This is a genomic window from Amycolatopsis orientalis DSM 43388, from assembly GCF_000411975.1.
In the GTDB taxonomy this organism is placed as follows: Bacteria; Actinomycetota; Actinomycetes; order Mycobacteriales; family Pseudonocardiaceae; genus Amycolatopsis; species Amycolatopsis orientalis_D.
In genome coordinates this window covers 17,621-42,989 of sequence record NZ_ASXG01000127.1, presented here as the reverse complement: position 1 = coordinate 42,989, position 25,369 = coordinate 17,621, and the positions used below count along the sequence as shown (strand labels likewise).

Genomic DNA, 25,369 nt, shown 5'->3' with positions numbered 1-25,369 from the left:
GTGTGCGGGGAGAGCCCTTCAGATTAGGGTCAAGACAAACAGCACCATGAGCGCGATGGCGATCAATTTCGCAGCGTGCTGAGGATTTCGGCAAGGAATTCTTTGATCTTCGCTTCGGCCCGTTCCTTGTCGACCCCCAGTGCGGCAAGGGTTTCGTAGCCCGCGCCCTCGCCCTGTTCCAGCAGCGCGAGAAGAATGTGCTCGGTGCCGATGTAGTTGTGCCCGAGCCGCAACCCCTCGCGCAGGGTGAGTTCGAGGGCTTTCTTGCCCGCCGACGCGAACGGCACCGGATCCGGGGCGTCGTCGACCGGTTCCGGAAGCCTCGCTTCGGCGGCTTCCTTCACTGCCTCCAACGTCACGCCTTGGGCGACGATCGCGCCCGCCGCTAATGCGTCGGGTTCGGAAAGCAGGCCGAGGAGCAGGTGAACGGTGTCGATTTCGGGATTCTTGTGATCGAGAGCGGCCTTCTGCGCAGCGACGATGACGTGCCGCGCCCGGTCAGTGTAGCGACCGAACATCCGTTGTATTCCGCCGGAGGAGTCGTCGCTCTTCGGAACGAATCTCTTCTGGGCGGCTTGTTTGGACACGCCCATACTGGCCCCGATGTCGGTCCACGACGCCCCGCTGCGCCGGGCCTGGTCGACAAAGTGGCCGATCAGGTGGTCCGCGACCTCGCCAAGATGCTGGCCGACGTACACGGCGTCGGTGAGCTGGGCGAGGGCGTCTTTCTCGTTGTTGGCCTTGATGGCGCTGATGAGGTCGTCGAGTTTCACTGAGTCGGTCATGTCGTCAACTGTAGGTTGACGACATGCGAGTCGTCAACCTTGGGTTGACCAGGACTGCGGTTATTCGCCGAGCATGACCTTGCTAGTGCGCCGATAGCGAGCGTTTGGACTGCGCGGCGACTCACCGATCAACTCCACCAAGCCTTCGTCACGCAGGACCCGCAGCCAGCGGGACACGGTCTTGTCCGGCATGTCCAGCCGCACCGCCATTTCCGCCCGGGTCAGTTCGGCACCGCCCAATGCGTCCAGCACCTCGCGTCGCCGGTCTCGCCTGCCCACCGGCCGAAGACCGGTGCCGACTGAAGCGACAAGTTCATAGCGCGCCCACCGTCGACTCCCCGTCTGCCGCAGCAGACCACGCGCCACCAAGTCGCCGAGTTCGGCAGTCGCGCGCCGCGAGTCCACCCCCGTCGCGCTGCGGTAGGAATGGTTGTCCAGCACGTCTCCGGCTTTGCTCATGGCCAGCCCAAGACACTGGCTGTCGGTCAGTCCGTACTCGCCAAGCCCTCGGATCCAAGCGATCACCTCGTCGCTGATCAATGCGTGGCTGGGGAATTCGACCCGGAAAAAGGAGATCTTGTCGACGAACCGCGGCGGACTCAACGAGGCGTCTCGCAATGCCATGAGCATCGTGCGGATTCCCGAACCGCGGTTCTCGCATACAGTCCGCGCCGTGCCCGGGAGCGGCACGTCCTCAAGGAGCTTGAGCAAAGTGGCGTTCCGCGCCGAGGAAACGCCTTCCTCTCCCAAGGTGTCTTCGGTCACCGGCCCGTACAGGCCGCCAGGATTGCGGATGACGAGCCGATCCGGATACATCTCGATCTGCACCTGGGCACCACGAGATTCTGGCGAGTAGTCGCGATGAGCCAACGCGTTGACCACGGCCTCGCGCAGCGCTGGCTCTGGATACTCCCAGCTGTCTATACGCCCGGCACCCCGCACTGTCGCCCGGCGTGACATGTTCGCCCGGAGCACAGCCAGCGCGTCGCGAACCATCGTCGGTATCGACCCTTCCAGAACCCGGTTGTCGAGGAACCTGTCTCCGGTGCGGACGTCCGGCCCCTCCGGCGTGGGGTAGTGCACGAAGGAGATCATCAGCTGAGGAAAGAAATGCTGCGGGTAACGCCCGAGCGCCAGCAATCCGGCGACCGTTACCTTATCTCCGACCAGAACTTTGACCCGACGCAGAACATCATCGCGAGAAAGGTCCGCGAACGCGTAGGGCCGCTGTTGCTGAAGCCGCCCGACAAACGTCGAGACGAGTTCGGAGTCCAAGTCGGCGAGACTCGCTTCCGGAACTGCTTCCTCGTCGTCTCGCGGCTGACCGCGGTTGGCCACCATGAGGTGCACCTCGTAACCACTGAGCCGCCGATCGCCATCGCCGACCCGGACGTAGCTGCCCTGCGCCATCCCGAGCCGCTTGGCGAAACAGGGCCGGCTGCGATTGTCGAGCGCGGGAATCTCGGCGACGACAAGGTCGGCCCCTTCGAAACGATGCGCCCTGATCAACGGCCGTAGCGGCGGCTCCATCTCGTCCGCGCAGACCGCGGCGAGATCGGCAGTCATTTTCGCCGGGTCACGCACCCCGTTCGCACGGAACCCCGCGGTCTCGTCCAGGCCAAGAATCAGCACTCCGCCACGCGTATTGGCGAACGCGGAGACAGTGTCCCGAACCGATTTGGGCAGGCGCTCCTCAGCGCGCTTCGCCTCGACGTCTGCATCGTCGCCACCAAGGCGACGAAGGTTGCTCACGATGTCCGCCAGCTCGTCGTCAAGCATCCTGCCCTCGCCCACCTTCTACATGCTCACTTACATGCTCACTTTAACTTAAGTGAGCATGTAAGTGAGCATGTAGCGCTCAGGCGAACGGCAACCCCACGTAGTTCTCCGCCAAACTCGTCGCCGCTGCCCTCGACGAGGCCGTGTACCGCAGTTGCGACAGTTGCAGCCGCCGGGCGAACGCGTCCGCCTCCGGGTCCACGTGGAGCATCGTCGTCATGAACCACGAGAAGTGCTCCGCTCGCCACACCCGGCGCAGGCAAGTGTCCGAATAGGACTCCGCCAGCGACGGATCCCCCTGCAGCAAGGCTGCCAAAGCCCGCGACAGCACCACCACGTCCGCCACGGCCAGGTTCATTCCCTTGGCCCCGGTCGGCGGCACGATGTGCGCCGCGTCGCCGGCGAGGAACAACCGGCCATGGCGCATCGGCTCGGTCACGAAGCTCCGCATCGGAGTGATGCCCTTGTCCAGGATCGGACCTTCCTGCAGCGTGAACTCCCCTTCGACCGCCAGGCGCGTCGACAACTCCGACCAGATCCGGTCGTCCGACCAGGCCGCCAGGTCCTCCCCGGGAGCCACCTGCAGATACAGCCGCGTGATCTCCGGGGACCGCATGCTGTGCAAGGCAAATCCCCGCGGATGATGCGCGTAGATCAGCTCCTCGTGCGACGGCGGCGTCTGCGCCAGGACCCCGAGCCAAGCGAAGGGGTACTCCCGTTCGAAGGCAGTCAGCACACCGTCCGGAATGGACGGACGCGAAACCCCGTGGAAACCGTCGCAACCCGCCACGGCGTCGCATTCCAGGGTTTGCTCGACTCCAGAAGAATCCCGGTAACGCACCACCGGCCGCTCGGTGTCCAATGAGGACAGAGAAACCTCCGAAACCTCAAAATGCAACGGCAGACCCGCGGCCTCATGCGCGTCCACGAGGTCCTTCACGATCTCCTGCTGACCGTACACCGTGATCGCCTTGCCGGTCAGTTCAGTGAGCGCGATGCGGTGATCGGCGCCGTCGAACCGGAGCGAGAAACCCTCGTGCGGCAAGCCTTCCCTGGCCAGCCGACCGCCCAGGCCGATCTCGGTGAGCAGGTCGACCGTCGGTTGTTCGCAGACCCCGGCGCGCACGCGTTGCCGCACGTACTCGCGGTCGCGGGTTTCCAGCACCACCGCTTCGACGCCCGCTTGGTGCAGCAAGTACGACAGCAGCAACCCGGCCGGACCGGCACCGATCACAGCGACCTGCGTGCGCAACGGAACCTCCGATCAAGCCGCGGTGCGCGACTTCAGGTGTGCTTTGAGATCGAACGAGCTGGCTTCCAGATCCGCATACGCCGGACGCGGATCCGCGGCGAACAGCCGGCGCGCGGCGATGTGGTCCGGCGCTCGGTTGACCGATTCGACGGCGATCAGCACGTCGTCGCGGAAGGACAGCACGGAGAACTTCCCCGCGGACCGGTCACCGGTCACCACGGTCCGGTCCGCCGCGCCGAGGATGCCCGCGATCTGCAGTTTCGCCCCGGTCTGGTCGGTCCAGAACCACGGCAGGCTGTCGTACCGCGCGGGCTCCCCAGTGATCGCGGCGGCCACCGAACGTGCCTGGTCCACGGCGTTCTGCACGGATTCCAGCCGGGTCGCGGCACCGGCCTGCACGCACGGGAAGCACGCGCAGTCGCCGATCGCGAAGATCTTCGGGTCCTCGGTGCGCAGGTGTTCGTCCACGACAATCCCGTTGCGGACCTCCAGCCCGGCCGCCTCGGCCAACGCCGTCTCCGGCAGGACGCCGACCGCGACGACCACGAGGTCCGCGGGCAGCCGTCGTCCGTCGGAGAGTTCGACGGACTCCACCTGGCCCGAGCCGTGCAACGCGGTGACCCCGACGCCCAGCAACAGCGTGTGCCCAGCCGCCCGGTGGTGCTCGGCGAAAAACTCCGAGATCTCCGGCGACGCGACCCGCGCCAGCAGCCGGTCCTGCGCCTCCACCACGGTGACCGGACGGCCGGCGTGCGACGCGAACTCCAGCCCGATGAACCCGCCGCCGATCACCACGACGTCGCTCGCGGCGTCCAGCGAAGCCCGCAGCCGGTCGGCGTCGGCCCGGGTGCGCAGCGTCAGAACGCCTTCAAGGTCGGCACCGGGCACCGGCAACGCGCGGTTGCGCGCGCCGGTGGCCAGCACCAGATGGTCGTACCCCAGCTCCGTACCGTCCTCGAGCCGGACCTTCGCCGCCTCCCGGTCGATCGCGGCGACCCGGCCGCGGACCAGCTCGATGTCCTTCTCGGCGAAGTAGTCCTCCGGCCGCAGCACCAGCTGCTCGGCACCCGCGCTGCCGGCCAGGTACGCCTTCGAGAGCGGCGGTCGCTGATACGGCACCCCCGGCTCGTCGCCGATCAGAACCACGCGTCCGGCGAATCCTTTGTCCCGCAAGGACGCCGCGGCCTGGAAGCCGCTTTGCCCACCGCCGACGACGAGAACGGTCTCGGTGCTCATCTCGCTCCTCCCGACATCTCGCTCCATCTGAGCACACCTCAGCCAAGATCGTCGAGGAGCCGCCGTCAGACCCGACGCAGGAACGCGATCGCATCCGCCGCTTCGACCGCGTCGAACGGCAGGTACCCGCGTCCGTCGCCGGGCCGCGCGGGCAGGCCGGGGTCGATTCCGGCGGTTTCGACCAGCTCACGGTCCGGCACCGTCTCGGCGAGATACGCCTGCAGTGTTCCCGGCGCGGGGTCCTGTACCGCATCGGAGGAGCCGAAATCGGTGGCAATGAACACATACCGGTCCCCGAGCCGGTGCGCGACCTGCGCGCCCGCGCTCCACCACTGCGCACCCATCATCGAGGCCGCGCGCCGCTGCAGGTGCTGGTTGTGCGCGGAAACGAAGGTGCCCGGCAGAGCCAGCAGGTTGTCGGCCATCATCGCGTCCCGTTGTGCGCCGAGCCGGCCGAGCCGTTCCGCCGACGTGTCGGCCATCAGCGAGTGGTAGCGGCAGAGCCCGACCGCGGTCCGGGAGAGCAGGTCGCCGCCGGCCGGCAACGCGGGGCGGGACCGGGCGAATACGCCAGCGAGATCGTCGGCGATCAACCGCAGCTCGCGCGCTTCTGGACTGTTCCCGTGCGCCTTCGCCCCGTCCCACATCGCCGCTTCGTCCGCCCAGACCGCGTCGTCGCCGGCCAGCCGCTCGATGGTCGCGACGTCGGACGGCACGTCGGCAAGGTGCTCGGACAGGAAGCCGTGCAGTTCGGTGAGCACCGCGCGCGGGCTGGGTGCGCTGGCCATCTCCAGCGGAGCGTCGAAACCGTGGAAGCGGACCTGGTCCTCAGGCGCGCGGCCGGCGTTGTGGTCGCGCAGCCACTCGACCAGCGCGCGGTTCGACGGGAACGCTCCGAAGCCGTGGCTGAACCCGGTGGCCAGCACCTGGTCGAGGTCGCCTTCGCCGGTGGTCACGTAGCGGTCGACCAGCCGTCCGGCCAGGCAGTCGCTCTCCAGCGCGATCGAGCGATACCCGTGTTCGAGGACGAGATGCTGGAAGACTTCGTTGCGGAACAACGGGAAAGCCTCGATCCAGTGCGTCGGTTCGCCGAACCCGAGCAGCGTCGGCGAACGGCGGGCGAGGAAGTCGTCAAAGGTCTTCATTGCTTCGACCGTATCGTTGAACTCTCTATTGGCACTTCTTCCGGAACGAGCTGGTTGAATAGCGTGGAAACCCTCAAACCGGAGGTGACATGCGTCCGAAGGACCTCGCCCGCGAACACGGCTTGTCGACCCAGGCCGTCCGCAACTACGAGGAGGACGGCATCCTCCCGCCCGCCGAGCGCGGGCCGCAGGGCTATCGGACGTACACCGAACACCACGCGCAAGCGTTGCGGGCCTTCCTCGCCCTGCGCCCCGGCTTCGGCCACGCCCGCGCGGCGGCGATCCTGCGGGCGGTCAACGAGCAGTCGGAAGACACCGCGTTCCAGCTAATCGACGAGGGCCACGCCGAGTTGCTGCGCGACCGCGGCACGCTCACCGAAGTCGAACACGCCCTGCGGAACCTGACCCAGCAGCCGAACGTACGCCAGGCCCTGCCGTCGATTGGCGCGCTCGCGCACCAGCTGTCCGTGCACCCCGCCACGCTGCGCAAATGGGAGGCCGCCGGGATCCTCCACCCGGAACGCGATCGAGCCGGAAACCGCCGCTACCCGCCGGTCGCGGTGCGCGACGCCCGCCTCGCGCATCAACTGCGCCGCGGCGGCTACCCGCTCGCCCGAATCGCCGCGGTACTGGAGCAGGTCCGGCACGCGGGCGGGGTCGCGCCGCTGGAAGAAGCCTTGCGTACCTGGCGTTCCCGGCTCACCGCCCGCGCGCACGCGATGCTGGACGGGGCCGCCCAGCTGTCGCGCTACCTCGCCTGATCACTCCGGCAGCAATGGCCGCAGGAACGTCCGCCGGTACCGGAGCACGCAGCCGCTCTCGTCCCGGATCCGGTCCGCCGCCACGAACTCCGGGTCGACTCCGAACAGCGATCGGTACCGCTCGTAGGCAGCCAGGCTTTCGAAGCTGAACAACGCCCGGGCCTCGTCGCTGGCCCCTTCCGCGGGCAGGAAATACCCGTGGTGCACTCCGCCTTCGCGCCGCACCAGCCGCATCCATTCGGCGGCGAACCGTTCGAAGTCCGCGATCTTCTCCGGGTCGATCACGTAGTCGACCGCGCAGGTGATCACGACCGGCCCCAGACCCGCTCGGCCGTCGCGACGATCAGCTCCAGCTTCCGCAGCTGGTCGCTGGCGGTCAGGTCGTTTCCCTCCTCAGTGGACGAAAACCCGCACTGCGGCGACAAGCACAGCTGGTCCACGTCCACATACCGCGACGCTTCCTCGATCCGCCGCACCAGCGCGTCCGGGTCTTCCAGCTCCGGGCGCTTGGTGGTGACGAGCCCGAGCACGACCCGTTTTCCCTTCGGCACGAACCGCAACGGCTCGAAGCCGCCGGAGCGTTCGTCGTCGTACTCCAGGAAAAACCCGTCCACCGCCAGCTCGCCGAACAACGCCTCGGCGACGAACTCGTAGCTCCCGGACGCGACCCACGACGAGCGGAAATTTCCGCGGCACAGATGCGTCGTCACGGTCAACTCGTCCGGTTTCCCGGCGAGCGCGGCGTTGATCGTGGAGATGTTGCGCAGGTGCATGGTGTCCGGGTCGCTGCCCATCCGCGCCACCAGCTCGCGCTGCTCCGGGTCGTTGAGATACGCCAGGCTCGTGTCGTCCAGCTGCAGATACGTGCAGCCCAGCGCACTCATCGCCCGCACCTGTTCCGCGTACGCCGCGCTCAGGTCGGTGAAGAACTCGTCCAGCTCGGGGTACACGGTCTCGCTCACCGCCGCCCGGCCGCCGCGGTAGTAGACCATGCTCGGCGACGGGATGGTCAGTTTCGGCGTGATGCCCGGGTCGGTGTGCGCTTTGAGGAACTCGAAGTGGTCGGCGAAGATCGGCTGGTCGAGGCGCACTTTGCCGTCGACCTGCAGGCCCGGCGGGCTGAACTCCAGGTCGCCGGCGAGGTTGTGGAATTTCACGTGCAGCCGTTCGTCGCTGCGCGAGACGCCGCCGAGCTGGTAGATGAAGTCCATGTGCCAGGAGGACCGGCGGAACTCGCCGTCGGTCGCGGATTTCAGACCGGCCGCCTTCTGCATCTTCACGACGTCGCGGATCGCGTCGTCCTCGACGGCGCGCAGTTGTTCGGCGGAGATCTCCCCCGCCGCGTGGTCTCGCCGCGCTTCGCGCAGCACCGCCGGCCGCAGCAGGCTCCCTACATGATCGGCACGGAACGGAGGTCGTGCAGTCATGCTGGCATGGTCACACACAAACCGGCGGTATGTGCAGCGATAATCCGGCGGGACCACACCGAAGGAGCCGCTCATGACCAACGCCGCGCACCCGGTCGACCGGGGCCTCCCCGCCGGACGGCTGCTTCTGCTCGGACTGCAGCACATGGCGATCATGTACACCGGCTGCATCGCCGTGCCGCTGGTCATCGGCAGCGCGCTGCACCTGGACACCGCGTCGATCGCGCTGCTGGTGAACGCTGACCTGTTCGTCGCCGGACTGGCCACTTTGGTCCAGTCGGTCGGCATCGGGCGGGTGTTCGGCGTCCGGCTGCCGGTGGTCGCGGGCGCGACGTTCACCGTGGTCAACCCGATGATCCTGATCGCCGCGCAGTACGGCCTCACCGCGGTGTACGGCGCGATGATCGCCTCCGGCGTGTTCGGCCTGCTGATCGCGCGGCCGTTCGCCGCGCTGATCCGGTTCTTCCCGCCGCTGGTCTCCGGGACGCTGCTGCTGGTCATCGGCATCTCGCTGCTCGGCCCCGGCACGGCGATGATCGGCGGGCACGACACCGGCGACCCGTCCTACGGCGATCCGGCGAACCTCGGGCTGGCGTTCGGGGTGATCGCGCTGGTCGTGCTGTTCACCCGGGTGCTGCGCGGGTTCCTCGGCCAGATCGGGCCGCTGGTGGCGCTGGTCGCCGGAGTGCTGATCGCGATCCCGCTCGGCCGCACGCACTTCTCCGGCGTCGGCGAGGCGAGCTGGTTCGGCCTGGCCTCGCCGTTCCACTTCGGAGCGCCGACGTTCCCGGTCGCCGCGGTGGTGTCGATGTGCGTGGTGATGCTGGTGTCGTTCACCGAAACCACCGCCGACCTGATCGCGGTCGGCGAGATCACCGGCCGCCCGGTCACGCCCGCGGACCTCTCGCGCGGCTTGGCGACCGACGGCCTGTCCGCCATCTTCGGCGGCTTCATGAACTCCTTCCCGGACACCGCGTTCGCACAGAACGTCGGGCTGGTCCAGATGACCGGCGTGCGCAGCCGCTGGGTAGTCGCGACGACCGGCGGCATGCTCGTCGTGATGGGCCTGGTGCCGAAGATCGGCGCGTTCATCGCCGCGATCCCGGAACCGGTCGTCGGCGGTGTCGCGGTGGTGATGTTCGCGATGGTCGGGGTGGTCGGCGTGCAGACGCTCAAGAAGGTCGACTTTTCCGCCAACCACAACGCTTTCATCGTGTCCGTGGCGCTCGGCGTCGGCTTGCTCCCCGCGTTCGGCCTCGACCGGTTCGGCAACTCGGTATTCTTCCAGCACTTCCCCGCCTGGCTGCGCACCATCTGCGGCAGCCCGATCACCGTCGCCGCGATCCTCGCCTTCGTGCTGAACCTGCTGTTCAACCACCTTGGCCGACGGCGGGAGAAAGACCTGCTGCCGTAAGCAGGCGACCCGCAAGCTTCACCCCGATCCCATACTCCCCCCTCAGGATCCACACACACAACCGCAGCCGCTGCACCCACCCATCGAGGCACCCAGCCCCTCCCCCGCACCCCGATACGAAGCCTCCCTGCGGTCTTGGGGTGCTTGTCAAGGCACGCTTTCCCGCCTTGACAAGCACCCCAAGACCGTCAGCACAATCAAGCTTCGGGGTGCCCCACACACACCGGAGGGCGCAATGTCGCCGCCAGGCGACGAGCCGCCCCCGTCACCCCACATGAACCAACGGCCGCCGATGCGGATCGGGCTCCGCCCTCCGCAACACCTCCCGGGTAACCGGCGGCACATCCCCATCCCCGAAAAACAAATACCGAACCAAAAACTTAAACGGATTCCCCTCCGTCCAAGCAAAGTAAATATGCGGCTGCAACCCAGTCTCATCCCGCAAATACAACAACACCGCCGCAATAGCATTGGCAATAGAAGGACTCTTCATCCGCAAAATCCGATACCCCGCCCGCTTCTCCCCATGCACCCGCAGAGTAGTCTCAAAATCGGAAGCATCCGAAATAGTGACCTCAAGGAAGAACAACGCACTGTCCCGGGGAATATGGTTGTCTTCCCGGGCCTCCCGCTCCTTGTCCCGATACTCCGCCTCGTCCCGGGCATCCGGCTCGTTGGCGATGATCCGCACCGCCCCGGACCGCACCGCCTTGTCCACGATCCGCTGCGCGGCCGCGTCCAGTTCCACCTTCTCGACGCGCAACTCCAACGACCGAGTAGCCCGCGAGATCAACGAGGTCACCACGATCGCCCCGATGAAGAACCCGGCGATCTTCACCCCCTCCGGCCGCTCCACGATATTGGCGATCGTCGTGTACGAAAACACCAGCGTAATCGCCAGATAAGCCCAGAACGCCCGCTGCCGGAGCCGCCGGGCCGACAAGGTCACCGCGACCGACGCCGACGAGATCAGCACCAGCACGCCAGTCGCGTACGCGCCGCCCTGCGCCTCGACGTCGGCATCGAAGATCAACGTGATCACAAACGCGATCACCGAAACCACGATCACCAACGGCCGGGTAGCCCGGGCCCAATCCGGAGCCATCCCATACCGCGGCAGATACCGGGGCACGATATTCAGCAACCCAGCCATCGCCGACGCCCCGGCAAACCACAAGATCGCGATGGTGCTGACGTCGTAGACCGTGCCGAAGCCGTCACCGAGGTAACTGTGCGCGAGATAAGCCAGCGCCCGCCCGTTGGCCTTGCCCCCGGCCTGAAACTCCTGCTGCGGAATCAGCACCGCGGTGGCGAAACTGGACGTGATCAGAAACGCGCTCATGATCAACGCCGCGGTGAGCAGCAACCGCCGGGTGTTCCGGATCCGCCCCACCGGGTCCGCCTCCGTGTCCCCGCGGGACCCGCGGACCAGCGGCATCACCGAAACCCCGGTCTCGAACCCGGACAACCCCAGCGCGAGCTTCGGAAACACCACCAGCGCCACCCCGACCATCAACCACGGATTGGGATGCTCGCTGACCAGCAGATGCTGCCAGTTGACAATCAACTGCGGCGCCCCGAACACGTGCGCCAGCGCGGTAACCACCACCACGACGTTCAACGCGAGGTAAACCCCCACGAGAACCACCGCGACCCCGATCGCCTCGGCGAATCCCTTGAGGAACACCGCGCCCAGCAACGCGATGAGCACCAACGTGATCCAGACCTGCCCGCCGTGCAGCGCGGCCGGAACGAACGGATTCTCGATCACGTGCGCGGTCGCGTCGGCCGCGGACAACGTCACGGTGATGACGAAGTCCGTCGCGGCAAATCCAAGCAGCGCAAGCACTAGCAGCTTGCCGCCCCACCGAGACAGCAGCTTCTCCAGCATCGCGATCGAGCCTTGGCCATGCGGGCTTTCCTTCGCGACCCGGCGGTAAATCGGCAGCGCGCCGGCGAGCGTCAGCACCACCAGCACCACGGTGGCCAGCGGCGACAGCACTCCGGCCGCGAGCGCGGCGATGCCCGGCTGATATCCGAGCGTGGAGAAGTAGTCGACGCCGGTGAGGCACATGACCTTCCACCACGGCTGTTCGGCCTTTTTGGTCTCGCGCTTGCCACCGGTCATCTGCTGGGCGCGCTTGTGCTCGCCTTCGAGGAGCCAGGCGCGAAGCTGTGTATTCGGCACGCGGCCGATCATGCCGGGTTCCGCCGCCTCGCGCGGAGCAAGCTCAGCAGTCGCTCAGGGTCACAGGCAAATGATGTTGAGCACGCACGGCGGCTCGTGGCTGCTCGGGGACGACGACTGGCTCGAACTCGGCGGAGCCGACGAGCTCGACGGCGGCCGTGTCGGCTCGGTCGGCCCGGTCGGGGCGGTGGTTTCCGGCCGCTCGCTCGACGACGGATGCGCCGGGGCGGAATCAGTCGGGTGGTCCGGGGTGCTGTCCTCGCCGAACGGATTGACGTTCGGCTTGGTCGACGGCGCGTCCCCGGCTCCGGCAGTGCCCTCTTCGGTCTCCTCGCCGGTGGGCGTGGGCGGGTTGGTCTCGTCTACGCCACCGGCCCCGTCGATGCGGTCCGGCATCTCGATCACGCGCATCTCGGTGATCCGGGCGGCCCCGTCGTTCGCCGTGGTCCCGTACGAGACGAGCGTGGCCGCGGCCCCGCAGCCGACGATCACCGCGAGCATCACCGCGACCATGCGCCACCGGGACCGGGACGGCGGCGGGATCCGTCGTTCGTGTCCCTCGCGCACCAGCAGCTCGGCGACCGAAACCTCGTCGTGCACCAGCGAGACCTTTCACCAGGAGTGGCCTATTCCTACCGGATACGGCCACCGAACGGGTGACAAAGAGTAAAACCTTCTACCCAGAGTGCTCACTCTAGCGGGGGGTGAATCACAGCGCATTCACAGCTGCGCTTAGCCAAAATCCCAGCATGCCCAGCCACTCTGGACACATGACGCTGCGTGAGCCGGATCCGGCACCCCGCCCGGCGCGCAGTGCTGCTACCACGGGAAGTCCCCGAAAGTGGCTCTCGGTGCGCTGGCTGGGCAGACCGACCCCGGCCGAGCCCGGCCCGGTCCCGATGCCCGGCGCCACCAGCCTCCTCGAGCAGAATGTGTCCCCGGCCACGTCCCCGGCAGCCGGAACCCAGGTGGCCGACGTCCTCGCCTCCCCGACGGCGACCGCCGTGCTGCCGGAGAACACGCTCGTCCAGCCCGCTCCCCGGCCCACCTTCCTCGCCGCCATCCCCGCGAACTGGCGGCCGAACCGCGCCTGGCTGAGCCTCATCCCCAGCCCGCGGTCCACGCCGTTCACCTTCGGCTACCTCGTCCTGCTGCTCGGCACCTCGCTGCTCATCCGGTTCGGCAGCTCCAAGCTCACCGACAAACTCCTCGCGGCTTCCAGCACGGACGCGCACAACATGGCGCGTCACCCGTTCACCGCGCTTCTGACCAGCGCGTTCTGGATCGCCGACGGCGGCTGGCTGCCGTATGCGGTCATCTTCGCGATCGCCGTCGCCCCGTTCGAACGCCGATTCGGCGGGCTCCGGACGGCCCTGGTCTTCTTCAGCGGGCACGTGTTCGCCACGATCGCCACCGAACTGCCGGTCATGGCCTTGATCCACACCGACGTCCTGCCGCATTCCGCGGGCCGCTGGCTCGACATCGGGGTCAGCTACGGCTTCCTCACCACCGCGGGCGTGCTCGTCGCGATGCTGCGCGGGCGGTCCCGGATCGTCGGCATCGCCGCTCTTGAGCTATTCGTTATCGGCGTCTACGTGACCGACGATCCGGCCACTCTCGCCTCGGTCGTGACCGTCCTCGGGCACGCCTGCGCGGCCCACTTCGGCCTGCTCGTATGGGGTCCGCGACTGCGCAGCGTGCCCCGCATCGCCCGATAGCACCCACTGTTGGCGTCCAGACGAGTGATGCAAGCGGCTCCCCGTGCGGATATACACGGGCTTCACTCGGTGGTGTAATCGACGGGCCATACGCCGACAAGGGGGATCGGAAGCACCATGGAGGCTGACGCCCTGGCCGGCGAACCGGGTGGGATCGCCCGGCGCGCCCAGCTCGCGGGCCTGCGGCCGGACGCCGGCGCGGGGGTCCTGTTCTCCCTGCACGCCTCCGAACCGGTGACCCTCACCTGGCTGCCCGGCCTCGACGCGGTGCTCGGCCTCCCCGGCGCGACCGGCAAGGAGCTGTGCGACCGGCTCACCGAGCTGCTCCGCCCGCTCACCGCGAACCTCCGCCGCACCCCGCCCGGGCGCGATTTCGAACTCGAACAGCCGCAGGACGGCCCCGACGGCACCCCGCGCCGGATCCGGCTGCGCGCGCGGACAGTCGGCGACCGGGACCGCACGACCGGGCTGCTCGGCGTCGCCTCGGCGGTCGCGGACCCCGCGCCGGAGAAGTCCGACCTCGCGGAGCTGTCCGACCGCTACCGGCTGCTGATGGAACAGAGCCCGGACGCGATCTGCGTGCACTCGGGCGGCGTCGTCACCTATGCCAACCAGGCCGCGCTCGACCTGTTCGGAGCCCGGGCGGCACGCGAGGTCGTCAGCCGCCGGTTCGCGGACTTCGTGACCGCGGAATCCGCACAGCTGCTGGACGATCCCAGCGCCGAACCCCGCGAAGCAGTGCTGAGACGGTTGGACGGGAGCAAATTCGTGGCGGAAACCGTCTCGGTGCGGACCAGCGACTCGGATCCGCCGTCGTTCCAGGTGGTGATCCGCGACAGCACCGTCAAGCACGCCGCCGCGGCCGCCGTCCGCGCGCAGGAAGCGCTGGTCACGCACGTCAGCGACGCCATCGTCACGATTACCACCGAGGGCATCGTCACCGGCTGGAACCCGGCCGCCGAGACCGTCTACGGCTGGCCCGCCCCGGAGGCGCTCGGCAGGCGGGTGTCCGAGGTGCTCGGCATCGACCCGAATCCGGCCGCGATCCGCGACGGCGGTGTCCAGCAGATCCACCGCGGCCGGGACGGTTCGCCGCGGCGGGTCCGGGTGTCGGCGACCGAGACCGCCGACGGCTTCCTCCTCGTCTGCACGGACGAAACCGCCCGTCGCCGCGTCGAACAGCACTACGCGACGGTCGTCGCCGCGCTCGACGAGGGCGTGCTCGTGATCGGCCCGACCGGGCTGATCCAGTCGGCGAACCCGTCCGCCTGCCGGATCCTCGGCGTCCCGGAGGCGGAGCTGCTCGGCGTGCCGTGCACGACGCTCGTGCTGTTCGACGAGGAAGGCAACCGGATCCCGGACGACGAGCTGCCGTCCGTGCACACGCGCCGCACCGGAATCACGCACAACGGCCTGGTCGTGCGCCTGCGCCGCCCGGACGGCCGCGACGTGTGGGTGTCGCTGACCTCGCGGCTGCTCGATTCGGACGACCCGAACGGCGTCTCGGTGGTCACGTCCTTCACCGACATCACCGAACGGCGTGCGATCAGCGCCCGGCTGGCCCACGAGGCGACTCACGACCCGCTGACCCGGCTCGCCAACCGCACCCTCGTCCTGGACCGGCTCGACCGCCGCGACGGCGCCGAGGCGGCCGCCGTGCTGTTCCTCGACCTCGACAAGTTCAAGCTGATCAACGATTCCCTCGGCCATCCGGTCGGCGACCAGGTCCTGCGCATCGCGGGCGAACGCCTGCGCCGGGCCACCGGTCCCGACGACGTCGTCGGCAGGCTGGGCGGCGACGAGTTCGTGGTCGTCACGTCCGCGACCACCGGCAAGGCACAGGTCGGCGTGTTCGCCGCGCACCTGCGTTCCGTCCTCTCCGAGCCGGTTTCGGTGCACGGCAGGCAGTTGCATCTCGACGCGAGCATGGGCATCGTGCTCGTCGAACCGGGCGACCGGCGCAGCGCGGAAGACTTGCTCCGGGATGCGGATGTCGCGATGTACCAAGCGAAATCCCGCGGCCGCGGCCGGTTCGAATTCTTCGACGTCGCCCTGCGGGAACGCATGCAGCGCCGGCTGCGGATGGAACAGGACCTCCGCGACGCTGTCCACAGTGGACAGCTATGGCCCGCCTACCAGCCGGTGGTCGACCTGCGCACCGGCGAAATGGTCGGGGTCGAGGCGCTGCTGCGCTGGACCCACCCGAAGCACGGCGCGATCTCGCCCGCGGAATTCATCCCGCTGGCCGAGGAAAGCGAACTGATCAACGTGCTGGGCAAGTACGTCCTGCGCGACACCACCCGCGAACTGGCCGCCCTGCGCACCGGCCGGGGCCTCGACCTCAGCCTGAAAGTCAACCTCTCCGTCCGGCAGTTGGACGACCCGCACCTGGTCCCCGCGGTCCGCGACGCACTCGCCACGACCGGCCTGCCGCCCGGTTCGCTGACGTTGGAAGTCACCGAAAGCGCGCTCATGCGTGATGCGTCGGCAGCCGCGGAAGTGTTGTCCGCCTTGCGTTCACTCGGTGTTCTGCTGGCGATCGACGACTTCGGCACGGGCTACTCGTCGCTGGCGCAGCTGCGTCGCTTGACGCTGGACACCCTCAAGATCGACCGCTCGTTCATCACCGGAATCGCGGATTCCCGTGACGCGGCAGCGATCGTCACCAGCATCATCGCGATGGCGCACGCGGTGGATCTGACGGTGGTGGCCGAGGGCGTCGAGACCGCGGAGGAGCTGGAGCTGCTGCGGGAACTCGGCTGCGACCAGGCCCAGGGTTACCACCTGGGCCGGCCGCTGGCCGCCGCGGAGTTGTTTCAGTAGGTCTCGAGCAGCGCCGCCAGCTCGTCCTCGGTGAGGAAGATGTCGAGGTCCTCGAGCGTCTTGCCGAGATCGACCGGTTCGATCGTGCGCGTCTCGACCGTCCCGTCCGGATGGCTTTCCTGGTATTCGCGGCCGAGCAGCCGGCGCAACCGGCCAGGCTCCAGCCGCATCACCACGATCCGCCCGGTGAACGGGGACTTCGGATGCGTGGACGTGTAGTGGTGGAACACCTGGTAGTCGAGCGGGCGGCTGTGCACCAGGGGCAGGAACTCGTGCAGGTCCTCCCAGCCGTCGCCGTCCTGTTTCTGCAGCACCCACCAGCCGTCGCGCAGGGTCATCCGGTGGATCCACCCGGCCTGGTCGACCTCCGCCCCGTCGCGCAACGGCATCGGCACCAGAATCCCGGCCCCGAATCCGACATCCACCAGAAACTGTTGCTCCGCAACGGTGATCACGAGCGTCATGTGCGTGTACGGCCCGCTCTTGCGCGGCTGCACCCGTGCGACCGTCCGCTGCACCTGGTAACCCAGCTGCTCGGCGACGGCCGCGAACAGCCCGGCCTGCTCGTAGCAGTACCCGCCGCGCCGCCGCCCGACGAGCTTCTCGCTGACGACGTCCAGCTCGATCCCGCGATGCCGGCCGATCACCACATCGACGTTCTCGAACGGGATCGTCTCGACGTGCGCCCGCGCCAACCGCTCGAGCGCCGCTGCGGACGGTTCCTCCCGGCGCTGTCCCACGCGCGCGAGATAAGCGTCGACGTCCACTGCCTCGATGTTCCATTCCCCAGCCATGGAGACAGTCTGCAACCTCCAGCTGGCTCTAGGTCAAACAGTCACCCAGGGTCACAACGGTTGTGACTGGCACCACTCTCTGGTGTGATGTATCGGCGACGCCTACCAGTCAGTAGCACACGTCCGAGTGAGTGCTGGCTTTTCGAAGGGAGCCCAATGAAGACCCCTCGACCACTGGCCCGGGCAAGCGCGGTGACGGCACTGGCCACCGCCGCCGCATTGCTTCCCGCCACCGCCTGGGCCTCGACCCCGACCTGGGCCCCCGCGGACACCGCCGCCGTGCACCCCGGGGTGCAGACGCACACCAACGGGGCGCAATGCACCTCGAACTTCGTGTTCAGCAACGGAACGGACGTGTTCCTCGGGCAGGCCGCGCACTGCTCCGGGACAGGCAGCACGACCGACACGAACGGCTGCTCCGCCGGTTCGCTCCCGCTCGGCACCCCGGTCGAGATCGCCGGCGCGAGCAAGCCCGGGACGCTCGTCTACAACTCGTGGCTGACCATGCAGTCCCGCCACGAAACGGACGCGAACACCTGCCAGTACAACGATCTCGCGCTCGTGAAGATCGACCCGGCGGACGTCTCGAAGGTCAACCCGAGCCTGCCGTTCTGGGGCGGGCCGACCGGCGTGAACACCACCGGAACCCAGCAACTCGCCACCGTGCTCAGCTACGGCAACTCCGAGTTGCGTGGCGGAATCACCCAGCTGTCCCCCAAGCAGGGCGCCAGCCTGGGCGACACGGGCGGCGGCTGGAGCCACACGGTGTTCACCGTGACCCCCGGCATCCCCGGCGACTCCGGCAGCGCCTTCCTCGACCGCGACGGCAACGCCCTCGGGGTGCTGAGCACACTGAACCTGGCCCCCCAGCCAGGCACGAACGGCGTCGGCGATGTTTCGCGTGAACTGGCATACGCGAACGCGCATGGCGGGCTGGGCACTATTCAGCTGGTGCCCGGGACGACGAAGTTCCGCGGACCGTTGATCTAGGACGCTTGGTCGACCGCGGGCTGTGCCCGGCACGATTCAGCTCGTGCCGGGCACAGCCACGTCCGGCACCCCACCGAGCCAGGTAGCGCGCGCCCCAGCGCTAGCTCCGTGTTGGACCAGCGGCCGTGGATCCCGCACCTTGTGCCGTGCACGACCAAGCCCTGGCCAGGTCCCGCGCGGTCCTCGCGGCAGTCCAACCGACGCGCCCGTGCCGAGAGGTAACCCACCGCAATGGCGCGCAGGTTGTGAGCCTTTCGCGGCGTTTCCGCCGTTGGCCGGCAGGCCAACCCTCGAGCACGGCCACTACTGCCTTCCAACTGGCGTCGAGCACCTGCTGCTCGGCGGCCACACCGCCGACAACTGAGAGCACCCTGGCCGGTTTCGCGCGACCGCGCACGGCCAGCAATCCGCCCGACCTCTCCCGGCACTCTCGACTCCAGTGGTCCAGACCTCCGAGGGCTCCGTAGCGATCCGGAGATTTGGCAAGACTACTTCCGAAGGGCACGGCCGGGCCCTGTCGCGGACGACGAAAAAGCCCCCATCCGACGGGATGGGGGCTGCTTCAATGCAATTCGTTGTGGCCAGGGCCGGGGTCGAACCGGCGACCTTCCGCTTTTCAGGCGGACGCTCGTACCAACTGAGCTACCTGGCCGGGAACGCCGGCTAGGAGCCGAACGATCTTGCGACCCTGACGGGACTCGAACCCGCGACCTTCGCCGTGACAGGGCGACGCGCTAACCAACTGCGCCACAGGGCCTTACTGGTACTGCGTACTCCCAACGGGATTCGAACCCGCGTTGCCGCCTTGAAAGGGCGGAGTCCTAGGCCGCTGAACGATGGGAGCCCGACCGGTTTCGGAGGACCGACCGACCGCGCTCTCAGGTGTTCCCCTGGGAGCGATTACAAGCATAGGGCACGTTCCCGGGGCCGTGCACCGGGGGTTCCTTAAGCGATCGGCAAGCCTCCAACCTGCGATAACGTCCACCTCAGCGATCTGACCGCACCACGACCCGCCGATCGTCCGCCGCGGAGCCGAGTCAGGCGATCGGTGTGCTCCACGCCACTCTACGCCGGAGACGACGCCGGACCGTCGGTCTTGCCCGGGCGTCCCGGCAATCGAGACACGAGTTCGAGGCAAATACTCAGTCCGCCGACCCACACGCGCGCGCCAACCATCCAGGCCCACGCTCAGCCCTCGCCGAGGCAGACTCAACTCGCGGGATCAGCGCTGAACCGGCGCCTGGCCGTCTTCGCCGGGGCTCAGCCCGAGCATCTCCAGCAACTGCGCGCAGTCCGCCACGTCGAGCGCGCCGGCCGCGACGGCGAGGCGGGCTCGGCGGACCTGGTCGTCGGAGACCCGTTGCCCTTCCGACGACCCGCGCTGCGCCGGCACGCCGCCGGACAGGGACGTGCTGCCCCCGTCGGCACCTTCGTACCGAAGGAGGAACTGACGAACTTCGACCGATCCGCTCATGGCCCCTCCACGCGGTTCGCAACAACTGGCCGCGAGGCTAACCAGCGGCGAGCAGCACCGGCAGCCCCCCGGAGAGTGAACCTGCGAACACTCTCCGAAGCTCCCCTGGTAACGCATTCCAAGATCGCGCAGAACGATTTCTCGCGGCTTCCCCTCGCCGATCCCCGGAACTCGTGCAACAATCGGTGTTGCTGACACACCCCCGGTCAGCGCCTGTGGAGATCCCCTCCGACCCCCGCGTTCCTCCCCCTGGCGCGGGGGTCTCTCCATTTCCGCACACCGGCACTGACCTGCGGATCTACTCTCCGTACCCCCGATCAACAGACAGTCGCGAAATGTGTTTACCGGCTGAGCTGAACAGGTGATCGAATTAGGCTGGCCGAGCACCGAAATGCGTGTGTCGTGGCTCACAGTGGTTTCTTTGCCGAGACCCAACCGTTATCGTGTCCGCGTGCCTCTTCCCTCCCTCGGCCGCCTCAGCAGCCGCACGAATCTCAAAGCCGTCTCGAGCGGGCGGCATCGCAATGCCGCCAAGGCCGCCGGCGACGAAGTCGTCGAGGACAAGGAGCTCACCAGCTACCTGGCCGCGCTCGCCCCGGACTCCGACCCGGAGAGCACCGGCACCGGCAGCCGCTTCGGCGACGCGCAGGTCTACCAGCTGCGCATGAACCTCATCGCCAGCCAGCAGCTCAAGGAAATCGCCGTCGCCCGGAACCTGACCCCGCAGGCCTTGGCGCAGGAATGGATCCTGGAGCGCCTCTCGTGGGAGGGCCAGGCCGCCTCCGCCCAGGAGCGCCGCCACTCCGACGCGATGACCGACGAGTTCCACTTCCCGGCGGACGCGTTCGACCAGCGGCCCCTCGTCGGACGCTGACCCCGCCCCCAGGACGAAAACCCCCGGCTTCCCCCGACGGCCGGGGGTTTTCCCCTTTCCGGGGTCCCGGTGCGCCGATGCTCCGAGGCGGGCCCAGGTGATGGCACGACTAGGTCCGGTTAGCGCGACGCAGCAAGGTCGCGAGCGGCGAGCGCGGCTAGCACCATGATCGCCGCTCACGAGGACCGGCGGCAGCGCATCCCTGCTACGCCGACCGAACGACTGCCCCGGCGACCGCCCGCCACCCAGCTCCGACCCCGGCCGGTACCCGCACGCTCGGGCACGCTCGCCTGAGCCCGCGCCAACCACTCCGGGCCGCCGACGCCGACAGCCAGCCCGGCCACCGCCCGCAATCCAGATCCGCCCGCAGCCGATGCCCGCGCACACCCGCCCCGCGGCATCTCGCCAACCACTCCGAATCGCCAACCCCGGCAGCCAACCCCAGCCACCGCCAGCCGACCAGCTCCGACCCGGCCGGTGCACGCGCACCCGGACACACCCGCCTGGTCCGCGCCAACTCGCCAACCACTCCGGACCGCCAACCCGGGCCAGCCCGCCACCCAACTCCGACCCCAGCCGGTGCCCGCGCACACCCGCCAACCACTCCGGACCGCCAACCCCGGCAGCCAGCCTTAGCGACCGGTGCCCGCACGGGGGCACGCCAGCTCCTCGTCCACTCCGGACTGCCGCCCGCGGCGGTCCGCACGGCGCGCCCACGAACCCCGGCAACCCGCAGACATCACCCGCCCGGGTCGAACCGAGGGACCCACGGGCAGTCGAGCAACCAGCCGATCCGGCGTCGCCCGTACGTGCGGCCGAGTCCAAGCGGCACCCGATCCCAACCGCGGCGAAACCCGGCCAAGCCCCGAGGCACCCGGGCCCGCCCACGAGCCGCGGCGGACCACCAACCCGGCCCGGACCCGGACCGACCGCGGTAACCGTCGCTCCAACGATTACCCACAACGGAACCCGCAATGAAAAAAGGCCCCGACGGGAAATCCCGTCGGGGCCCTTCATTCAGGCCTGAGAAAACGCGCGGGCCTGACTCAGATCGCGCGGACCTTCTGGGCCTGCGGGCCCTTCTGTCCCTGGCCGACCTCGAACTCCACTCGCTGGTTCTCCTCGAGGGTGCGGAAGCCGCGTCCCTCGATCTCCGAGTAGTGCACGAAAACGTCGCCTTCGCCGCCGTCCTGCGCGATGAAGCCGAAGCCCTTCTCCGCGTTGAACCACTTCACAGTGCCTTGCGCCACCGCTGTACTCCTCGTAACAGATCCGCTTCGAATGCCACCGAAGCGGCACCCAGGCCGTCCCGGGCGGTTCCAACGAGACGAGCGAAGAGCTTTACGGCCCCACGGCCCGCGTCAGAAGTTCCGCGAGTGTGAAGCCACGAACACGCAAAACGACGGCCTGGTCAGCAGCCTACCGGGATCTCACCAAATCTGAACCCCGTTGATCGCAAGGATCGGTTCCATCGTGCGCGCATCACCGGAACGTCGTATCGCCGCCTACGCAGCGCTGTCGGGCCTCGCGGCTACTCTGATCCAGTACCCCCAGCGCGCTTCGGGGATGCACAGTGCGCGGTCGATCGAGCCGTCTCCGTAATGGTCACTCGGTGCAGTGTGATGCTGGTCACCCCGTTTCCGGTGAACGTGGAGGCTGCTCGGGACGTCTGGGTGTTCGGGGTACCAAGGGGAGATTGGGGATCGGTGTGACAATCCGACACTTCGCCCGCCGCCGGGGCGGCGTCGCGGTGCTGGGCTTGATCGCCGCGCTGACGCTCGGGGCGTGCAGCAGCGGCGGGTCGAGCGTGAACGCGGGCGGGACCGCGGGCGGCGGACCCACCGAGGCGCCGGCCGCGCCCGCGAAAGCGGCGGCCGTGGCGTTCACGCCGGCTTCCGGGGCGGGCGACGTGTCGCCGGGCCAGCCGGCGAAGGTGACTGTCGCCAACGGCACCATCAGCGCAGTCACGCTGACGAACGCCGAGGGCAAGCAGGTGCAGGGGCAGCAGTCGCCGGACAAGAAGAGCTGGAGCAGCACCGAAGACCTCGGCTACGGCAAGACCTACACCTGGTCCGGACAGGCCACCGGCGAGGACGGCAAGCAGGTCCCGATCAACGGCTCGTTCACCACGGTCAAACCGCGCCGCCAGATGCAGGGCAGCCTGAACGTCGGCGACGGGCAGACCTACGGCATCGCGATGCCGATCGCGCTCACGTTCCCGAGCGCGGTCAAGGACAAGGCCTCCGTCGAGCGCGCGCTGTCGGTGGAGACCACGCCGAAGACCGAGGGCGCGTGGGCGTGGCTCGACGGGGACACTTCTGTGCACTGGCGGCCGAAGGAGTACTTCCAGCCGAACACGAAGGTCGTCGTCTCGGCCAACATCTACGGCGTTTCGATGGGCGACGGCGTCTACGGCAAGCAGGACGTCTCGGCGAGCTTCACCATCGGCCGCTCGCAGATCGTCAAGGGCAACACCCAGCAGCACCGCATGCAGGTCATCCGCGACGGCCAGCAGGTGATGGACTTCCCGGTGAGCTACGGTCTCGACTCCGACCCGGGCCGGGTCACGCACAGCGGCACGCACGTGGTGATGTCGAAGCACGCGACGTACTCGATGAGCAACCCGCGCTATCACTACACCGACGTGAACGTGCCGTGGGCGGTCCGGATCTCCAACAACGGCGAGTTCATCCACGGCCTCGCGGCGTCGATCTGGGCGCAGGGCAAGAAGAACATCTCGCACGGCTGCCTGAACCTGTCGCCGGCGAACGCGAAGATCTACTACGACAGCGTTCTTCCCGGCGACCCGGTGGAGATCTCCGGCAGCACCCAGCAGCTAGGCCCGAAGGACGGCGACTACAGCGACTGGACCTACGACTGGGCGTCGTGGACCAAGCTGTCGGCGCTGGCTGCCTGACCACCGCGGCACCGCACCAACCGGACGGCCGGGAGCTCGAACGCTCCCGGCCGTTCGGCTGTCCCGGCCGGAAAATTCGATGCAACCCGAGCGAACGCCGACCGCATGACTAGTGCAGAGAAGCGCCACCCGGCGCTCGTGGAACCTGGAGGAAACTCGTGCGTGTTCGCTTCGCTCTCGCCATCGGCTCCCTGCTGCTCGCCGGAGGCGCGCTGACCGGCGGCGCGGTCGCCTTCGCCGCGGACGCCCCGCCGTCGGTCTCGCAGCCGGCCCCGCAGCAGACCGCCGCACCCGGCGTTCCCACCGCCGCCCCGGCGCCCGCGCAGCGCTCCACCGCCGCGCCGAAGGCCGCCGCGCCGGGCCAGCCGGCGAAGTCCAAGCGCGTTCCGACCGCGGTGCCCGCGGGCCCGACCGGCGACCTGCACCTGCCCTCGGTCTGGGGCTGATCGCCCGGTGCCTTCCCGCTCCCGTCCGGCGTCCGGGCAGAGCTCACCGTGGGACGGTGAGTTCGCCCGGTACTTCGGCGAGCGCGCGCACAGCCTGCGGTCCACGGCCTACCTGCTTTGCGGAGACTGGCATCGGGCCGAGGATCTCGCCCAGGCGGCGCTGCTCAAGCTGTACCTCGCCTGGCCGCGGCTGGCCCGGCACGACGCGCTCGACGCTTACGCGCGCAAAATCGTGCTGCGTACTTTCCTCGCGGAAAATCGCCGCAGCCGCTGGAAACGGGAGCGGCTCACCGACGCACCGCCCGATGTCCCGGCTCCGGCCGCCGAGACCGAGCACGACCAGCTGATCCAGCAGGCACTCGCCGCGTTGGCCCCGCGGCAGCGCGCGGTGCTGGTGCTGCGGTACTTCGAGGACCTGTCCGTCGAGGAGACCGCCGCGGCGCTCGGCTGCCGGACCGGCACGGTGAAGAGCCAGGCCGCACGCGGTCTGGCCACCCTGCGGGCCCGGCTGGGCCCGCATTTCGAGGCATTGCCTGTCCCGGGAGGGAGGTGAACGAGATGGTCCCCGATGACTCCAGCGACGCCGAAGCCGTACGCGCCTTGTTCGCGCGGACGCCGGACGGCCCGCCGATGCAGGTCGAAGCGGCGGACGTGATCGTCCGCGGAGCGGCGGTGCGGCGCAAGCGCAAGCGCTGGGCGGTCGCGGGCAGTTCCGCCGCGACGGTCGCGGTGCTCGTGGTGGCTGGTCTCGCGGTCGGCAGCCGCGGGACCGAACAGCCGCCGGTCATGCCCGCCGGACCGGGACTCGCCACCGTCTCGCCCACCCCGTCCAGTCCGGCGCCGAGCAAGGTCCCGCCGGGTCCGGCACAGGTGCCGACACCCGGTCCGCAGGTGAGCCCCGGCTCGCCGGGCAAACCACCGCGGACGGAACCGAGCGGTCCGCAGGCGGCGACGTCGCGACCGGGCGCACCGCCGCGCGCGCATCCGACCACGACCGAACAGCCCCCCGCTTCCTTGCGTTCACCTGCGGGAATCGGGGCGTTACCCAGCTCGGCCTCCGACTGAAACGCGTTCGCGGCAAGAGTGGCCGAGGTCACCAGATCAAGTGGGTTTTCGACGAAATATCCCGGGCTTTCGGGGCGATGTTCTCAGTGGCGGCCGGAGCGGCCGTCGAATCCGTCGCTCAGCCGGCACACCATTGGCCGGCCCGAGAACCCGAGGAGGAAGCACCATGGTGCTCGTCGCACTGATGATCGAAACCGTTGTCGCCGTCGTGGTCGCCGGTGGCCTGGCAGCTTGGGCACGTAAGCGCTTCGCTCCGCAGGCGGCCGAGGCGACGCAGAACA

The 25,369-nt window shown here is 68.5% G+C and carries 22 protein-coding genes and 3 tRNA genes; 10 read left to right on the top strand and 15 right to left on the bottom strand.

The window, feature by feature from the left end; all coding sequences use genetic code 11:
• Positions 1-62: 62 nt before the first annotated feature.
• The 5 genes from L942_RS26665 to L942_RS26645 form a co-directional block, all read right to left on the bottom strand.
• The gene (locus tag L942_RS26665; protein WP_037365566.1) at positions 63-785 is read right to left on the bottom strand and encodes a Clp protease N-terminal domain-containing protein; all 723 of its coding nucleotides are present in this window, start codon (positions 783-785) and stop codon (positions 63-65) included.
• Positions 786-845: 60 nt separating this feature from the next.
• Entirely contained in the window at positions 846-2,564 is a 1,719-nt protein-coding gene (locus tag L942_RS26660; protein WP_037365640.1) for an ATP-binding protein, read from the bottom strand.
• A gap of 79 nt (positions 2,565-2,643) precedes the next feature.
• Positions 2,644-3,816 (bottom strand): 4-hydroxybenzoate 3-monooxygenase, encoded by a 1,173-nt coding sequence (locus L942_RS26655; protein WP_037365564.1) that lies wholly within the window; start codon positions 3,814-3,816, stop codon positions 2,644-2,646.
• 12 nt (positions 3,817-3,828) lie between these two features.
• Positions 3,829-5,052, bottom strand: a complete 1,224-nt coding sequence (locus tag L942_RS26650; protein WP_037365562.1) for an NAD(P)/FAD-dependent oxidoreductase — start codon at positions 5,050-5,052, stop codon at positions 3,829-3,831.
• Positions 5,053-5,117: 65 nt separating this feature from the next.
• Positions 5,118-6,197 (bottom strand): erythromycin esterase family protein, encoded by a 1,080-nt coding sequence (locus L942_RS26645; protein ID WP_037365560.1) that lies wholly within the window; start codon positions 6,195-6,197, stop codon positions 5,118-5,120.
• Positions 6,198-6,286: 89 nt separating this feature from the next.
• Here L942_RS26645 and L942_RS26640 point away from each other — a divergent pair, with 89 nt between their 5' ends.
• The gene (locus L942_RS26640; RefSeq protein WP_037365558.1) at positions 6,287-6,958 is read left to right on the top strand and encodes a MerR family transcriptional regulator; all 672 of its coding nucleotides are present in this window, start codon (positions 6,287-6,289) and stop codon (positions 6,956-6,958) included.
• On the opposite strand, the gene L942_RS26635 is transcribed toward L942_RS26640, so the two are convergent.
• Positions 6,959-7,267, bottom strand: a complete 309-nt coding sequence (locus L942_RS26635; RefSeq protein WP_037365555.1) for an NIPSNAP family protein — start codon at positions 7,265-7,267, stop codon at positions 6,959-6,961. It abuts the gene before it with no gap.
• Positions 7,264-8,385, bottom strand: a complete 1,122-nt coding sequence (locus L942_RS26630; protein ID WP_037365553.1) for a 5-methyltetrahydropteroyltriglutamate--homocysteine S-methyltransferase — start codon at positions 8,383-8,385, stop codon at positions 7,264-7,266. The genes L942_RS26635 and L942_RS26630 overlap by 4 nt, the downstream gene beginning before the upstream one ends.
• A gap of 73 nt (positions 8,386-8,458) precedes the next feature.
• Between L942_RS26630 and L942_RS26625 the strand changes: the two genes are divergently transcribed.
• Positions 8,459-9,799, top strand: a complete 1,341-nt coding sequence (locus L942_RS26625) for a nucleobase:cation symporter-2 family protein (protein WP_037365552.1) — start codon at positions 8,459-8,461, stop codon at positions 9,797-9,799.
• 265 nt (positions 9,800-10,064) lie between these two features.
• On the opposite strand, the gene L942_RS26620 is transcribed toward L942_RS26625, so the two are convergent.
• On the bottom strand, positions 10,065-11,999 hold the full coding sequence (locus L942_RS26620) for an APC family permease (RefSeq protein ID WP_037365550.1): 1,935 nt from the start codon (positions 11,997-11,999) through the stop codon (positions 10,065-10,067).
• 48 nt (positions 12,000-12,047) lie between these two features.
• Positions 12,048-12,587 carry a hypothetical protein gene (locus L942_RS42180; RefSeq protein ID WP_051166255.1) on the bottom strand — a complete coding sequence of 180 codons (540 nt, stop codon included), beginning with the start codon at positions 12,585-12,587 and terminating at the stop codon, positions 12,048-12,050.
• Positions 12,588-12,838: 251 nt separating this feature from the next.
• Between L942_RS42180 and L942_RS26610 the strand changes: the two genes are divergently transcribed.
• Positions 12,839-13,705 carry a rhomboid-like protein gene (locus tag L942_RS26610; RefSeq protein ID WP_200862922.1) on the top strand — a complete coding sequence of 289 codons (867 nt, stop codon included), beginning with the start codon at positions 12,839-12,841 and terminating at the stop codon, positions 13,703-13,705.
• A gap of 117 nt (positions 13,706-13,822) precedes the next feature.
• A complete protein-coding gene (locus L942_RS26605; protein WP_081655243.1) occupies positions 13,823-16,528 on the top strand; it encodes a sensor domain-containing protein in 2,706 nt (901 codons plus the stop codon).
• On the opposite strand, the gene L942_RS26600 is transcribed toward L942_RS26605, so the two are convergent.
• Entirely contained in the window at positions 16,522-17,322 is an 801-nt protein-coding gene (locus L942_RS26600; RefSeq protein ID WP_037365547.1) for an arylamine N-acetyltransferase family protein, read from the bottom strand. The two genes, L942_RS26605 and L942_RS26600, sit on opposite strands and share 7 nt — an antisense overlap.
• Before the next feature lie 156 nt (positions 17,323-17,478).
• On the opposite strand from L942_RS26600, the gene L942_RS26595 reads away from it, so the two are divergent.
• Complete coding sequence (locus L942_RS26595; RefSeq protein ID WP_037365544.1) at positions 17,479-18,312, top strand: hypothetical protein; 834 nt, start codon at positions 17,479-17,481, stop codon at positions 18,310-18,312.
• Positions 18,313-18,890: 578 nt separating this feature from the next.
• Here L942_RS26595 and L942_RS26590 read toward each other — a convergent pair.
• The 4 genes from L942_RS26590 to L942_RS26575 form a co-directional block, all read right to left on the bottom strand.
• Positions 18,891-18,964 (bottom strand) — tRNA-Phe (locus L942_RS26590).
• Between the two features lie 31 nt (positions 18,965-18,995).
• A tRNA-Asp gene (locus tag L942_RS26585) sits at positions 18,996-19,069 on the bottom strand.
• 14 nt (positions 19,070-19,083) lie between these two features.
• Positions 19,084-19,156: transfer RNA gene (locus tag L942_RS26580), tRNA-Glu, on the bottom strand.
• 378 nt (positions 19,157-19,534) lie between these two features.
• The gene (locus L942_RS26575; protein ID WP_037365542.1) at positions 19,535-19,786 is read right to left on the bottom strand and encodes a hypothetical protein; all 252 of its coding nucleotides are present in this window, start codon (positions 19,784-19,786) and stop codon (positions 19,535-19,537) included.
• Positions 19,787-20,237: 451 nt separating this feature from the next.
• On the opposite strand from L942_RS26575, the gene L942_RS26570 reads away from it, so the two are divergent.
• Positions 20,238-20,660 (top strand): hypothetical protein, encoded by a 423-nt coding sequence (locus tag L942_RS26570; RefSeq protein WP_037365540.1) that lies wholly within the window; start codon positions 20,238-20,240, stop codon positions 20,658-20,660.
• Positions 20,661-21,706: 1,046 nt separating this feature from the next.
• Here the strand turns inward: L942_RS26570 and L942_RS26565 are convergent.
• Positions 21,707-21,910, bottom strand: coding sequence for a cold-shock protein (locus L942_RS26565; protein WP_003097368.1), 204 nt, complete (start codon positions 21,908-21,910; stop codon positions 21,707-21,709).
• Between the two features lie 458 nt (positions 21,911-22,368).
• Between L942_RS26565 and L942_RS26560 the strand changes: the two genes are divergently transcribed.
• The 4 genes from L942_RS26560 to L942_RS26545 all read left to right on the top strand — a co-directional run bounded on the left by L942_RS26560 (position 22,369) and on the right by L942_RS26545 (position 25,088).
• The gene (locus L942_RS26560; protein WP_037365537.1) at positions 22,369-23,577 is read left to right on the top strand and encodes a L,D-transpeptidase; all 1,209 of its coding nucleotides are present in this window, start codon (positions 22,369-22,371) and stop codon (positions 23,575-23,577) included.
• Positions 23,578-23,735: 158 nt separating this feature from the next.
• Entirely contained in the window at positions 23,736-24,023 is a 288-nt protein-coding gene (locus tag L942_RS26555) for a hypothetical protein (RefSeq protein ID WP_037365535.1), read from the top strand.
• A 7-nt stretch (positions 24,024-24,030) separates the two neighbouring features.
• Positions 24,031-24,576 carry a SigE family RNA polymerase sigma factor gene (locus L942_RS26550; protein ID WP_037365532.1) on the top strand — a complete coding sequence of 182 codons (546 nt, stop codon included), beginning with the start codon at positions 24,031-24,033 and terminating at the stop codon, positions 24,574-24,576.
• Positions 24,577-24,581: 5 nt separating this feature from the next.
• Positions 24,582-25,088 carry a hypothetical protein gene (locus L942_RS26545; RefSeq protein ID WP_063695808.1) on the top strand — a complete coding sequence of 169 codons (507 nt, stop codon included), beginning with the start codon at positions 24,582-24,584 and terminating at the stop codon, positions 25,086-25,088.
• Positions 25,089-25,369: the final 281 nt, after the last annotated feature.